The 13,427-nt window shown below is 43.6% G+C and carries 12 protein-coding genes and 1 pseudogene; 10 read left to right on the top strand and 3 right to left on the bottom strand.

What is annotated here, in order from left to right; genetic code table 11:
* From B2248_RS11445 to B2248_RS11475, 7 genes and pseudogenes are all read left to right on the top strand, one after another.
* Positions 1-427: pseudogene (locus tag B2248_RS11445) on the top strand (F0F1 ATP synthase subunit alpha); the annotation flags it as partial.
* A 14-nt stretch (positions 428-441) separates the two neighbouring features.
* The gene (atpG, locus tag B2248_RS11450; RefSeq protein ID WP_273179323.1) at positions 442-1,308 is read left to right on the top strand and encodes a F0F1 ATP synthase subunit gamma; all 867 of its coding nucleotides are present in this window, start codon (positions 442-444) and stop codon (positions 1,306-1,308) included.
* A gap of 30 nt (positions 1,309-1,338) precedes the next feature.
* Positions 1,339-2,715: a F0F1 ATP synthase subunit beta gene (gene atpD / locus B2248_RS11455; RefSeq protein ID WP_273179326.1), complete on the top strand. Its 1,377-nt coding sequence runs from the start codon at positions 1,339-1,341 to the stop codon at positions 2,713-2,715.
* Between the two features lie 17 nt (positions 2,716-2,732).
* A complete protein-coding gene (locus B2248_RS11460; protein WP_273179328.1) occupies positions 2,733-3,161 on the top strand; it encodes a F0F1 ATP synthase subunit epsilon in 429 nt (142 codons plus the stop codon).
* A gap of 101 nt (positions 3,162-3,262) precedes the next feature.
* Positions 3,263-4,630, top strand: coding sequence for a bifunctional UDP-N-acetylglucosamine diphosphorylase/glucosamine-1-phosphate N-acetyltransferase GlmU (glmU, locus tag B2248_RS11465; RefSeq protein ID WP_273179330.1), 1,368 nt, complete (start codon positions 3,263-3,265; stop codon positions 4,628-4,630).
* Complete coding sequence (locus B2248_RS11470; protein ID WP_007144158.1) at positions 4,630-5,469, top strand: FRG domain-containing protein; 840 nt, start codon at positions 4,630-4,632, stop codon at positions 5,467-5,469. The genes glmU and B2248_RS11470 overlap by 1 nt, the downstream gene beginning before the upstream one ends.
* A gap of 782 nt (positions 5,470-6,251) precedes the next feature.
* Positions 6,252-7,103, top strand: coding sequence for an AraC family transcriptional regulator (locus B2248_RS11475; protein WP_273179334.1), 852 nt, complete (start codon positions 6,252-6,254; stop codon positions 7,101-7,103).
* 155 nt (positions 7,104-7,258) lie between these two features.
* Here B2248_RS11475 and B2248_RS11480 read toward each other — a convergent pair whose 3' ends face one another.
* Together B2248_RS11480 and bfr are read right to left on the bottom strand one after the other, a co-directional pair.
* The gene (locus tag B2248_RS11480) at positions 7,259-7,585 is read right to left on the bottom strand and encodes a DUF1820 family protein (RefSeq protein WP_273179336.1); all 327 of its coding nucleotides are present in this window, start codon (positions 7,583-7,585) and stop codon (positions 7,259-7,261) included.
* Between the two features lie 1,193 nt (positions 7,586-8,778).
* The gene (bfr, locus tag B2248_RS11485; RefSeq protein ID WP_273179338.1) at positions 8,779-9,261 is read right to left on the bottom strand and encodes a bacterioferritin; all 483 of its coding nucleotides are present in this window, start codon (positions 9,259-9,261) and stop codon (positions 8,779-8,781) included.
* A gap of 206 nt (positions 9,262-9,467) precedes the next feature.
* Between bfr and B2248_RS11490 the strand changes: the two genes are divergently transcribed.
* From B2248_RS11490 to B2248_RS11500, 3 genes are all read left to right on the top strand, one after another.
* Entirely contained in the window at positions 9,468-10,805 is a 1,338-nt protein-coding gene (locus B2248_RS11490) for a ferredoxin reductase family protein (protein WP_273179344.1), read from the top strand.
* Positions 10,806-10,889: 84 nt separating this feature from the next.
* Positions 10,890-11,843 carry a magnesium/cobalt transporter CorA gene (gene corA / locus B2248_RS11495; RefSeq protein WP_273179349.1) on the top strand — a complete coding sequence of 318 codons (954 nt, stop codon included), beginning with the start codon at positions 10,890-10,892 and terminating at the stop codon, positions 11,841-11,843.
* A 141-nt stretch (positions 11,844-11,984) separates the two neighbouring features.
* Positions 11,985-12,902 carry a sensor domain-containing diguanylate cyclase gene (locus B2248_RS11500; RefSeq protein WP_273179350.1) on the top strand — a complete coding sequence of 306 codons (918 nt, stop codon included), beginning with the start codon at positions 11,985-11,987 and terminating at the stop codon, positions 12,900-12,902.
* 42 nt (positions 12,903-12,944) lie between these two features.
* Here the strand turns inward: B2248_RS11500 and B2248_RS11505 are convergent, their stop codons facing one another.
* Entirely contained in the window at positions 12,945-13,358 is a 414-nt protein-coding gene (locus tag B2248_RS11505; protein WP_273179351.1) for an ester cyclase, read from the bottom strand.
* Between the last annotated feature and the right edge of the window lie 69 nt (positions 13,359-13,427).

A 13,427-nucleotide genomic window follows, 5' to 3' on the forward strand; every position in this document is an offset into this window, starting at 1 on the left:
ATCGGTATCTCGTGTTGGTGGTGCGGCTCAGACTAAAATCATCAAGAAACTGGGCGGTGGTATTCGTCTAGACTTAGCTCAGTATCGTGAATTGGCAGCGTTTGCTCAGTTTGCTTCTGACCTTGATGAAGCGACACGTGCACAGATTAACCGTGGTCAACGTGTTACTGAACTGATGAAACAGAAACAATATCAACCTCTGTCAGTAGCTGAAATGGCGGTCTCGCTATTCGCAGCTAACGAAGGTTTCCTGGATGACGTTGACGTGAATAAAGTGGGCGACTTTGAAGCCGCTTTATTAGCGAATATGCATTCAAACCAAGCTGACTTGATGGCAACTATTAACGAAACCGGTAACTTTAATGACGACATTGCAGTGCAAATGAAAACTGCAATTGAGAGCTTTAAAAAAACTGGTAGCTGGTAATCGGAGCATAAGTCATGGCTAGCGGTAAAGAGATACGGACTCAAATTGGCAGCATCAAAAATACGCAGAAAATTACTTCTGCTATGGAGATGGTTGCAGCGAGTAAAATGCGTAAGGCTCAAGATCGCATGGCAGCGACACGTCCTTATTCAGACAAGATTTACAACGTTATTCAGCATTTAGCTTTTGCACATCCAGAGTACAAACATCCGTACTTACAGGACCGTGCAGAAACGAAACGTGTTGGATATATTGTGGTTTCGTCTGATCGCGGACTTTGTGGCGGTCTGAATAACAACCTGTTTAAATCCGTTTTGAAAGATATCAAAACAAAATTGGATGCAGGTTTGGAAGTAGATGTCTGTGCTATCGGCCAGAAAGCGTCTACTTTCTTTAAACGACTGCCCGTCAACCTTGTCAGTCAGAAAGTGCAATTAGGTGATGCGCCACAAGCGCATGAACTGATTGGTACTGTTAAGGTTATGCTGGATGCTTACAACGAAGGTCAGATTGACAGCCTATATTTTGTTTATAACGAGTTCGTGAACACCATGACTCAAGACAACAAAATTGTACGGTTGTTACCGGCCAAGCCTGAGAAGCCGAGCGAAGAGCTTTCCCATCACTGGGATTACATTTACGAACCTGATGCAAAAGATGTACTTGACGACCTGCTCGTTCGTTACATCGAATCATTAGTTTACCAAGGTGTTGTCGAGAATATTGCCTGCGAGCAAGCATCTCGAATGATCGCAATGAAAAATGCGAGCGACAATGCAGGTGATCTTATTGATGACTTGCAATTGGTTTACAACAAAGCTCGACAAGCTGCGATTACGCAAGAGATCTCCGAGATTGTTGCAGGTGCCGCTGCGGTATAACTGATATAGAAGATATTAAGAGGAAGCGAGATGAGCTCTGGAAAGATTGTTCAAATTATCGGCGCGGTCGTCGACGTGGAATTCCCACGTGACAGCCTGCCTAAAGTATATGACGCCCTCATGGTTGATGAAGCTGGCTTAACGCTGGAAGTTCAACAACAACTAGGTGACGGTGTTGTTCGCGCAATTGCCATGGGTACAACAGATGGTCTGAAGCGTGATTTAGCAGTTTCCAACACAGGTAAAGCGATTAGCGTACCGGTTGGTAAAAAAACATTAGGTCGTATCATGGACGTCTTAGGTAATCCTATTGACGAAAAAGGCGACATCGGTGAAGAAGAGCGTTGGGGTATCCATCGTAAAGCACCGTCATTTGACGAATTAGCAGCCAGTAATGAATTACTGGAAACAGGTATCAAAGTTATCGACCTGGTTTGCCCATTCGCTAAAGGTGGTAAAGTCGGTCTGTTCGGTGGTGCCGGTGTAGGTAAAACCGTTAACATGATGGAACTGATTCGTAACATCGCGATCGAGCATAGCGGTTACTCAGTATTCGCGGGTGTAGGTGAACGTACTCGTGAAGGTAACGACTTCTATCATGAAATGACAGATTCAAACGTTATCGACAAAGTATCACTGGTTTACGGTCAGATGAATGAGCCACCTGGTAACCGTCTGCGTGTTGCTTTAACGGGTCTGACTATGGCGGAATTTTTCCGTGATGAAGGCCGTGACGTACTGTTCTTCGTTGATAACATCTACCGTTATACATTGGCCGGTACTGAAGTATCAGCGTTGTTAGGTCGTATGCCTTCTGCGGTAGGTTACCAACCAACACTGGCTGAAGAAATGGGTGTTCTGCAAGAACGTATTACTTCAACTAAGACAGGTTCTATCACCTCTATTCAAGCGGTATACGTACCTGCGGATGACTTGACTGACCCATCACCAGCAACGACCTTCGCTCACTTAGATGCGACTGTTGTATTGTCACGTTCAATTGCTGAATTAGGTATCTACCCAGCGATCGATCCGTTAGATTCAACTTCACGTCAGTTAGATCCATTAGTTGTGGGTAACGAACACTATAACGTGGCTCGTGGCGTTCAAGGAACATTGCAACGTTATAAAGAACTGAAAGACATTATCGCGATCCTGGGTATGGACGAACTGTCAGAAGAAGATAAATTGACAGTAGCACGTGCTCGTAAGATTCAGCGTTTCTTGTCACAACCGTTCTTCGTAGCAGAAGTCTTTACTGGTGCACCTGGTAAATACGTCTCTCTGAAAGACACGATTGCTGGCTTCCAAGGCATTCTGAATGGCGACTACGATTCACTACCAGAACAAGCGTTCTACATGGTAGGTAGCATCGAAGAAGCTGTCGAGAAAGCTAAGAAGTACTAATCCCCTGGGAGGTAAACATGGCTATGACTATCCATGTTGATATCGTAAGCGCAGAGAAACAGATCTTTTCAGGTCTGGCACAAGCTGTCTTTGCATCAGCTGTGTTGGGTGAAGTGGGTATTTACCCACGTCACACACCTATGCTGACTCGCCTTAAACCAGGTGAAGTTCGTGTCTTAAAAGAGAACGGCGAAGAAGAGCAGTACTACGTTTCTGGCGGCATGCTGGAAGTTCAACCACACGTTGTGACTGTGTTGGCTGACTCCGCATTACGTGCTGCTGACGTTGATGAAGCGGCTGCATTACAAGCGAAAGCAGATGCAGAAAAAGCAATCAACGATGGCACAGCGAAACGTGACTTTGCTGAAGCTCAGAAAGAACTGGCTGAAGCAATGGCGCAACTGCGTGCAATCGAACGACTGAGATCGAACAGTAAAGGACGTTAGTCTTTCACTGTAAAAAATAAAAAAGGCTGTCTTCGTGACGGCCTTTTTTTTATCTATTGTCTGCTAAACTTAACCCCATTATCACCAATATGGAACACCCTATGAGCCTGAGCATTATCATCCTCGCTGCCGGTAAAGGCACTCGCATGAAATCGGCTAAACCGAAAGTCATGCACACACTCGCTAACAAACCTTTACTCCAACATGTGATTGATACCGCCAAACAACTCAATCCCAGCCAACTTGCTGTGGTCTGTGGCAGTGGTGCAGATGACGTCGTGCCTTACCTGCAGCAACAAGGTATTGATACCGCTATGCAGCTAGAGCAAAAGGGAACAGGCCATGCTGTTGAGCAGGCCAAAGCCTTTTATCAGGAGAGTGACCAAGTCCTGGTGTTATATGGTGATGTACCTCTCATTGAAAAAGACACCCTTGAGGCACTAATTCATGAAGGTGATGCTAATACACTCAAAGTGTTGACCACGGTATTGGATGATCCAACAGGTTACGGCCGCATCGTGCGTGATGTCACCGGACGTATGCTAATGATCACCGAAGAAAAAGACGCCAACGAAGAAACACGTGAAATCAACGAAGTGAATACTGGCATTATGTGTATTCCAGCAAAATGGTTAAACAGTGCTTTATCACAACTTGATAACAATAATGCCCAAGGTGAATATTACCTGACGGATCTGATTGCCAAAGCAGTGGAAGAAGGCATCGAGATCGACTCCATCACCTGTGAAGATGAGCAGGAAGTGGCTGGTGTAAACAACCGGGTACAACTGGCCGAACTGGAAAGTTATTATCAGCAGAAAAAAGCCACAGAACTAATGATGGCAGGTGTCACCATGCGTGATCCCGCTCGTGTTGATATTCGTGGTGAACTGACGGTTGGACAAGATATTACCGTTGATGTGAATGTGATTTTCGAAGGCAATAATACGCTGGCAAATGATGTCACTATCGGCGCCAACTGTATCATCATCAACAGCATCATTCATGAAGGGGCTGAAATTCTGCCTAATAGCATTATTGAGAATGCTGAAGTGGGTACTAACTGTTCGGTAGGTCCTTATGCCCGTTTACGTCCGGGTAGCCGTTTAGCTGCTAAAGCCAAAGTCGGCAACTTTGTTGAAATTAAAAACGCCAATATCGGATTAGGTTCTAAAATCAATCATTTAAGTTATATTGGTGATACCGATATGGGGGCTGATGTAAATATCGGTGCTGGCACTATTACTTGTAATTATGATGGGGCGAATAAACACCGTACTGTGATTGGGGATCGGGTGTTTGTGGGGTCGGATACACAGTTGGTAGCGCCTGTTGTTGTTGAGGATGGGGCGACTATTGGGGCTGGGTCTACGATTCGGAAGGATGCTCCTGCTGGTGAGTTGACGTTGACGGTGTCTAAGCAGAAGACGGTTAGTGGGTGGCAGAGGCCGGTAAAGAAGAAATCATAATGATTACTAAACATATACGAACATGGAAAGGCTTTCTAAAAGCTATAGATGAAGTTCGTAGTATTTATTCGAAGACAATAAAAGAACTAGATAACGGAAAAAGATACGAACGTAATAATCTTATTTTGTTTCGAGGTCAGGCAAACACTAACTGGAAGTTAGAAACAACTCTCGAAAGAGCCACGAAAAAACAGTTTCATGTATTTGATTATGTTTTTGGTGCTATTCAGCAGTCACATGAAATAGAAGCATTTACAGAAAAAAATTGGAAGTTGCCGACTCATGAAGAACTCCAAAAAGACCTAAATGACAATATTGATCATTTTAAAGTAGATATACCAGCATATGAGTATCTGGTATATCTAAGACATCATGGTTACCCATCGCCTCTTTTAGATTGGTCAGAATCACCATTCATTGCGGCATACTTTGCATTGATTGAACGATGTACTGAGCCAGCAGCAATATATTGTTATATAGAGAGGCCGCATGGTGTAAAGGGTGGATTGGGAAGTAAACCAAAAATAACGTTACAAGGCCCATTTGTTAGAACTCATAAAAGGCATTTCGCTCAAAAGGCTTGGTATACAGTCGCAACGCAATGGGATTATGAGAGAGAAAGACATTATTTTTGCTCTCATGAATCAGTTTTTGATAATCAAACTCAGCGACCGAGCATTATTGAACAGGATGTACTGATTAAGATCGTTATTCCTGGCAGTTTGAGGAGTGAAATGTTAAAGAATCTAAATGATTTTAATATTAATCACTTTACACTCTTTCAAAGTGAAGAGTCTTTGATCAAGACTCTCGCAGATAAAAGGTTTCTTCAAAAGTAATCTTCCTCAAAGTTAAATATTTAGCACGGTAGGTTGGGTTGAGGAACGAAACCCAACGGGTAGTTTCTTGATTTAAAATCACATGCTGCCGCAGGGCGTTCATTTCTTTTGTTTGCCCAAAAGAAACGAACCAAAGAAAAAGGCACCCGATATTGCCTTATCTCTAAAAATTCACTGCATTTTATGGCGTGGACACCAACTCGCTACGCTCAAACACGTGTCCACTTAATCCATAAAATACAGCGAATGTTCAGCGGCAATAGACGGGACGAAAAGCGATCCCTACTTCCCCGTTTGTGCTGACGAGAAATAATATTTATTCAGGTCTGAGAGCGGCTAGTGTTTGATTCGAGGCATCCATGCCACTCACCCTTTGGGCGCCCGCGGCGTCCAAATTTGTGAGCGAAGCGAGTTTTAGCCGACCGCCTGAATCAATGTTATGACGAGTGGAGCCGCAGGCCAGCACGGTGGGGTGCCCTAGGGTTGCTAGGGAAATGGGCATGCACAAAATCGTCGGGAACGATTTTGAATTGCGAAGCAACCTGCTTGCAGGTGAGTCACAGGGAAGTGGTGAATATTTCCCTGACTCGCCATCAAGGCGAAATAATGACAGCATAAACTCACGTAGGTTGGGTTGAACTTGAGAAACCCAACAAATCCTGTGTCTTGATCTATGTTGGGTTTCGTTCCTCTACCCAACCTACATAAAAGAGCAATTATGGTCAGGTTATGCATCTAAAAAAACACGATACTGTCTCTCGAATTGGGGAGGCCGGTAAAGCATGAGTGTGTATGCAAACAGAATGATAAAGGTGTGTGATTATATTCAGTCACATCTTGATGATGATTTATCTCTTGATAAGCTCAGTCAGGTTGCATATTTCTCTAGGTATCACTTTCACCGTCAGTTTGCTGATTTTGTGGGCATTAATGTCGCTAAATACATTCAGATTTCACGATTAAAGCGTGCGGCTTATCAGTTAGTGTTTGAGCCCAAGTTACGTGTGATTGATATCGCCTTACAAGCAGGTTTTGAAAGTCCAGAATCATTTTCGCGTGCATTCAAAAACTACTGTCAGCAGAGTCCTTCTCAATTCAAACAAATGCCCAAGTGGGACATTTGGAATGAACTGATTAAATTAACCAGAATTGAGAGGCAAATGATGATGAATGTTGAAGTGGTAGAGTTTGTGGAAACAAAAGTGGCAGTATTGGAGCATCGTGGTTCTCCTAATCTGCTGAATGAGTCGATTAAAACGTTTATTGATTGGCGTAATCAAAGTGGTTTATCACCGGTAAAGACCAGTGACACATATGGTGTGCCATATAATGATCCCAATGTTGTCAGTGCTGATGAGTTTGAGTTTGATCTTTGTGGTTCTGTACTGGCTGATATTCCAGAAAATAAACAAGGTTTAATAACAAAAACGATTCCGGCTGGGCGATGTGCCAGAGTCAGACATTTGGGATCACGGGATGATATTGATACACCGATTTATTATCTCTATGGTCAGTGGTTACCGGAAACAGATGAAGAGCTACGTGATTTCCCAGTGTTTTTTCACTATATCAATATGTTCCCAGAAGTAGATGAGCATGAGTTGATTACGGATATTTATTTACCTTTGAAATAAAGGCATTTTTAACGGTAATAGACGGGGAGAAAATTGAATCTTCTTCCCCGTTTGTGCCACTTTTAGGTGGGCTAGAGGAACGAAACCCAACATATATCAAGACGCAGGGTTTGTTGGGTTTCATAGGTTCAACCCAACCTACTTTTTAAATCATTCTATTTATTGGTTGGCGTATAAATCGGACTGGGAAAGTGAGTCACTTTTCCGTCAAATTCGGTGATCTTGGCTAAACCTTTCTTTGTCACCGAATCAATTCTTAATACCGCATGCATTGGAATATAGGTACGAGTCACATCAGCAAATTCGTCTTTGAGTTTTTCGTGGCTGGGATCTAATACTACCGAGGTGTGGGTATCCCACACGAAGTCACCTATCTCGATAAAACCAAATAAACCGCCTTGGCTGAGCTCGCGTGCGTAGAGTTCGTAACGTTGGCCGGCTTGAATAAATTCGACACGATATAAGAGTTCTTTTTTGCTCATGGTTTCTTCGTTTAGCTTTGTGGCTATTATTTACTGATATTAGTGGAAACTGTTTGTTTCAGTTGAGTGAGAGTTAAATGGGGTTAATGATGAGGTTTTCAAGTGTGGTTGGGGAAACCTAATAAGGCTCTAATTGTGAGCGGCGATCAATAGTAAGAAGGGGAGTTTTTCAAATCCCCGTTTGTGCTGACGAGTAGCGGAGGTTTATCTGGAGCATGATTGGTCAGTGTCTGACCGAAGGGAGTTTTGACCAATCACCAGATAAAGCGAGCAACGCAGTGGAGCCTTAGGCCAGCACGGTGGGGTGCCCTAGGGTTGTTAGGGAAATGGGCACGCATTTCCCTGACTCGCCACTAAGGCGAAACTAATGGCTTTTAGACTTAAGATAAACCTCAATATTTAGAGTGAATGTAAAAATTATTAGAACCTTCATCTTATTCAACTTCAGACGCTGCCGCGGGGCGTTCATTTATTTTGCATGCCCAAAATAAACGAACCAAACAAAAGGGCACCCGATATTGCCTTTGATCCAAAAATTAACCTTGTTTGATGGCGTGGTCGACAACTCCCTTCGGTCAAACACTCGACCACTTAATCCATCAACCAAGCTCAATTTTTGGCGGCAATAACACGGGAAGGTTGGGAGCTTTTCAAATTCCCCGTTTGTGCTGACGAGTAGCGGAGGTTTATCTGGATCATGATTGGTCAGTGTCTGACCGAAGGGAGTTTTGACCAATCACCAGATAAAGTGAGCAACGCAGTGGAGCCGTAGGCCAGCACGGTGGGGTGCCCTAGGGTTGTTAGGGAAATGGGCAAACATTTCCCTGACTCGTCATTAAGACGAAACTAATGGCTTTAGAGCTAAGATAAATCTTCGTGTATTGATGATCGTTTACTTTCTTTCAGGCGCTGCCGCTGGGGCGTTCATTTTTTGCGTGGCCAAAAAACGAACCAAAAAAGGCCAGCCCAAAGCTTGCCCTATCGGGTTCCCTGCGCTTCTCAATCAGTTTGGAACACGACGAAAACTCGCTGCGCTCAGACACTCGTCGTGTTTGATCCAAACTGATTTCCGATGCTCGGCTGCGCAAAGGGCGCTTCGATTGCTCCCAGCAAAAGCTTATTTTTAAACTACCTGTTTTCGCTGATAAAAAGAACATAGCTTCAAATTGGAAACTTGCTCAATCTGCCGAGAATTACTCCGCTTCTGCCAGTGTCATGGCTTGTAGATAATTTTCCAGACCCATTTTCTCAATCAGGCCGAGTTGTTGTTCTAACCAGTGGGTGTGATCCAGTTCGGTATCTTCCAGCTGTTGTTTGAGCATTTTACGAGTTTCGAAATCTTTTTCTGCTTCACACAACGCGATAGCATCGCGTAAGGCTTTAACGACCGAGTATTCGAGATTCAGATCGTTTTGCAGCATTTCTTTGACGTTATGACCGACATGAAGTGGCTCGCGGTGGCTTAGGTCAGGCATGCCTTCTAGAAACAGAATACGTTTGATCATTTGGTCAGCGTGTTCTGTTTCGTCCTGCATTTCATGGGCGATGCGGTTATAGAGGCGAGTCAGGCCCCAGTCTTCATACATGCGTGAATGAATGAAGTATTGATCCATAGCCGTCAGTTCGCCTGCGAGTAGAGTATTGAGTAACTCAATAACTTTTGGGCTGCCTTTCATGTGTCGATCCTATGTTGTTTTCTATTGAGCACGCTGATGCGTGAATTGAACCATTGTAATAAAGCTGACGCTATTTTGCTGAGTGAATCGTCTGATTTAGATCAATGCATTTACATAATTTATAAATAATAATGGTTCTTGTTAACGTTCCCTTAACCTTGCCTCGTTTATATTCGCGCGATTGACTTAACGAATGATTGAGTTTTATGAAAAAGATTAAATATGCCTTACTGATAATTTTGTTGGTGCCCACAGGGTTGTGGTTATTGGCTGATACCTTGTTACCTGATCCCTTCAGCTATTTTTCTTTTCGCAGGGTATTTGTTCAATATAGCGGTGTAATTGCCATCGTGGTGATGAGCGTGGCCATGTTGCTTGCTCTCAGGCCGAAATGGGTTGAGCCGTATTTTAATGGTCTGGATAAAATGTACCGTCTGCACAAGTGGTTGGGGATTAGTGCATTAGTGTTTGCGGTGTCGCATTGGTGGTTCGCAAAAGGTACCAAGTGGATGGTCGGCTGGGGCTGGCTTGAACGACCAGAGCGTCGACCCCGAGGAAATGGTCCGGACTTGGGTTTTTGGGAAGGGTTATTTCGTTCACAACGAGGGCTGGCGGAAACCATTGGTGAGTGGGCTTTTTACGCGGCTGCATTGCTGATCGTTTTAGCATTAATTAAGCGCTTCCCTTATCGCTGGTTTGCTAAAACACATACATTGTTGGCTGTTACGTATTTATTGTTTGTCTTTCATGCCATTATTTTGCTCAATTTCGATTACTGGTCTCAACCGATTGGTTGGTTAATGGCGGTATTGCTGGCAAGTGGAACATTTTCTGCGATATGGGTGTTATTGGGGCGGGTTGGCGCCAAACGTAAAGTTAATGGTGAGATCACTTCTCTTGAACATCATGAAGACATGCGTTTGATGGAAGTGACGGTGAGAATGGATGAAGGGTGGCCTGGGCATAAAGCAGGGCAGTTTGCCTTTGCAATGTCGGATAAAAAAGAAGGGCCGCATCCTTATACGATTGCTTCTGCCTGGGATCCTGATACCCGTTTGATACGATTTGTTATCAAAGCTTTGGGCGATCACACCAGTCGCTTGAGTGAACGTTTAACTATTGGCATGCCGATCACCATGGAAGGGCCGTATGGTGAGTTTGATTTTAATGATGATCAACAACGTCAAATCTGGGTGGGGGCTGGCATTGGTATGACGCCTTTTATTGCCCGCATGAAACGACTGGTAGACCAGCCTGACGGTAAAATTATCGATTTCTTTCATCCTACGATGCATATCAACGCTACCATCAAAGACAAGCTATCAGCCGATGTAGAAGCATCAAAGGTGAACTTACATTTACTGATTGATGAAAAAGATGGCTTACTGGATACCGAGCGTATCCGTGAGACGGTGCCTGATTGGCGTATTGCCAGCATCTGGTTTTGTGGGCCGCCGGCATTGGGTGAGGCTATCCGTAAAGACTTTATCAAACATGGCTTTCGAGCGGACCAATTCCATCAGGAGTTATTTAAGTTGCGATAAATAGATAAGTCATCGGCATTAAGCATGCATTACGTTACAATGCTTCTCTCTCACCCGCCTTAATACAAGCAATGAGGAGTACGCATGCTTCGTCTGTACAAAATCGCACAAGGTCTGATCAAAGAAATCCCTGTTGAAGGAGATATTTCTGCTTCCCAATTACGAGAAGCTGATTGGATTGATGCGCTTGAACCGGACGATGATGAACGTGCTTTGCTTGGGACATTGTTTAGTGATGAAGTGCCTGATGTGGATGATGTCGAAGAAATTGAAGCGTCTGCACGCTGTTTTACCGATCAGGATGGTCTGCACGTGCATTCTCTATTTCTGGGGTATTCAGAGGGGCGACATCACACAGTTTCTGTTGCCTTTATCTTGCAGGAAGATCGGCTGGTGGCGATTCGTGATGGTGAGCTGAGTGATTTCCGTCTGTTACGAATGCGTGCGCGTCGCGGACAAATTAGCTGTAAAACACCACGTGAGTTATTGATTACCCTGATGGAACAGAAAGTCGAAAACCATGCCGATAATCTGGAAGATATTCATCGTGAATTGGAACGGGTCAGTCATTTAGTGTTGGAAGATGAAGCGGCTGATCTGGAAGACTGCATCAGCCAACTGGCCAGACTGGAAGATAGTAATGGGAAAATCCGTCTCTGTCTGATGGATACCCAGCGCGATATTTCCTTCTTGCTCAGAAATTTACGTGAGGCAACTGAGTCTCGTGAAACCTTGTATGAAATTTTACGCGACTTAGAGACTTTGATGTCTCACACCACCTTTCTGTTCGATAAAATCAACTTCCTGATGGACTCGACACAGGGCTTTATCAATATTCAACAAGCTCAGATTATTAAAATCTTCTCTATTGCAGCGGTAGTATTTTTACCGCCAACGCTGGTGGCCAGTATTTATGGCATGAACTTCCATGTGATGCCTGAGTTGGATTGGCAGTATGGATATCCTATGGCGATTGGTCTGATGGTTGCTGCGGGTATGGCACCTTACCTGTATTTCAAACGTAAAGGTTGGTTGTAATTCATGCTAATAAAGACGCCCCTAATATCCCAGAGGCGTTGTGCGTTCGTAAAGCTAAGACTACTATCTCATTATCTTGCTGATAGGTAACTGCCATGTGTGTCTCGGTACAACCCTGAGCTAGTATTGAGGGCAATATGAGTGATTGAAAACTCTGATTTTTTTAAAACGGTTCTAGATTCATTGCCTGAGCAAATTGTGGTGCTCGACAGGCAGGGAGAGATTGTATTTTGTAATCAATACTGGAATACATTTGCTGAACAGAATGGCTCAGAAATCACCGACTGGGTAGGGTTGAACTACTTAGACGTTTGTAATACCTCAGGCCGAAATGGCGACAAGATGGGACAAGACGTCAGTAAGGGGATTTATTCTGTTCTTCATGGTGAGGAGCCGACGTTTTATTATGAATATCCTTGCCACAGCCCGACTGAAAAACGCTGGTTTATGTTACGTGTTGTCATGTTCCATTTTCAAAATGCGGACTTCTTACTACTCACACACCACAATATTACAGAGAGAAAACGCTCAGAAGATCTGGCGCGCTCATTATCTCGAACAGATGCGTTAACACAAATAGCCAATCGCCGATATTTCAATACCTTTCTGAAAACAGAGTGGCGTCGTTGTAGACGATCTCAAACACCTTTTACCCTAGCCATGGTGGATATTGACCATTTCAAATTACTTAACGATACCTATGGTCACCAAAAGGGAGATGAGGTACTAGTCGAGTTTTCTGCCGTGTTGAGTGATTTTTGCCGAAGACCAGGTGATCTGTGCGCACGTTATGGCGGTGAGGAATTTGCATTGATATGGACAGATATCGAGCATACGGAAGCGGTAAAATTAGCAGAAGAATTGCTCATACAAATAGAGAGATTACAGATTGTAAATGAACACTCACCTACCAAGCCGATCTTAACTACCAGTATTGGCCTGGTCAGCCTACATCCCCAGGGAATGAATGAGCTAGAAATTTTAGCCAAAGCCGATGAGTTACTTTATGAGGCGAAACAGCAAGGTCGAAATAGATTAGTCGCTCATAAGCTCAATTAAAAAAAGAAAAAAGCAGAGCCCAGGCCCTGCTTTTTTATAAGACTACTTAACTTGTAACTGAGTGAATAAGGTATGTAAGTCCATAACATCCCAATGCTCTGCTAATTGACCATCTTCGACTCTGAAAATATCAATCGCATCAAACTTATACTTGGCATGTGTCGCTGGAATACCTAACCATTCATTATCATGTGTTCCAGAATATGTGCCGTATACCCAAACATACTCATCATTTGCAATGATGTTTTTTAACTCGTAGTTAAAGTCCGGAATAGCTGTGAACCAGTTACTGAAAAACGTTTTAAATCCTTCACTGCCCTGTGATACCGCTGCATTATGCTGAATATAATCTTTTTTCATGTATTTATTAAGGTTTGATAGATCTTTATTAACAAAAACCTCGCCAGCAAAATTGCTCAGTAAGGTTAAGTTTGCTTTAGTTGCTGTGTGAGCCATGGCACTTGCTCCATTAAAAAGTAAGGTTGTTAGTATGAGAATGTGTAAGAAATAGCGTTGCATAATGAT

This window comes from Methylophaga sp. UBA2012 (assembly GCF_002335235.1).
Classification (GTDB): domain Bacteria; phylum Pseudomonadota; class Gammaproteobacteria; order Nitrosococcales; family Methylophagaceae; genus Methylophaga; species Methylophaga thalassica.

Coding starts and splice junctions, on each gene's coding strand:
- corA (WP_273179349.1), top strand. CDS start 10,890: ATGCTTCGTCTGTACAAAATCGCACAAGGTCTGATCAAAGAAATCCCT.
- glmU (WP_273179330.1), top strand. CDS start 3,263: ATGAGCCTGAGCATTATCATCCTCGCTGCCGGTAAAGGCACTCGCATG.
- B2248_RS11460 (WP_273179328.1), top strand. CDS start 2,733: ATGGCTATGACTATCCATGTTGATATCGTAAGCGCAGAGAAACAGATC.
- B2248_RS11475 (WP_273179334.1), top strand. CDS start 6,252: ATGAGTGTGTATGCAAACAGAATGATAAAGGTGTGTGATTATATTCAG.
- bfr (WP_273179338.1), bottom strand. CDS start 9,261: ATGAAAGGCAGCCCAAAAGTTATTGAGTTACTCAATACTCTACTCGCA.
- atpG (WP_273179323.1), top strand. CDS start 442: ATGGCTAGCGGTAAAGAGATACGGACTCAAATTGGCAGCATCAAAAAT.
- B2248_RS11505 (WP_273179351.1), bottom strand. CDS start 13,358: ATGGCTCACACAGCAACTAAAGCAAACTTAACCTTACTGAGCAATTTT.
- B2248_RS11480 (WP_273179336.1), bottom strand. CDS start 7,585: ATGAGCAAAAAAGAACTCTTATATCGTGTCGAATTTATTCAAGCCGGC.
- atpD (WP_273179326.1), top strand. CDS start 1,339: ATGAGCTCTGGAAAGATTGTTCAAATTATCGGCGCGGTCGTCGACGTG.
- B2248_RS11470 (WP_007144158.1), top strand. CDS start 4,630: ATGATTACTAAACATATACGAACATGGAAAGGCTTTCTAAAAGCTATA.
- B2248_RS11490 (WP_273179344.1), top strand. CDS start 9,468: ATGAAAAAGATTAAATATGCCTTACTGATAATTTTGTTGGTGCCCACA.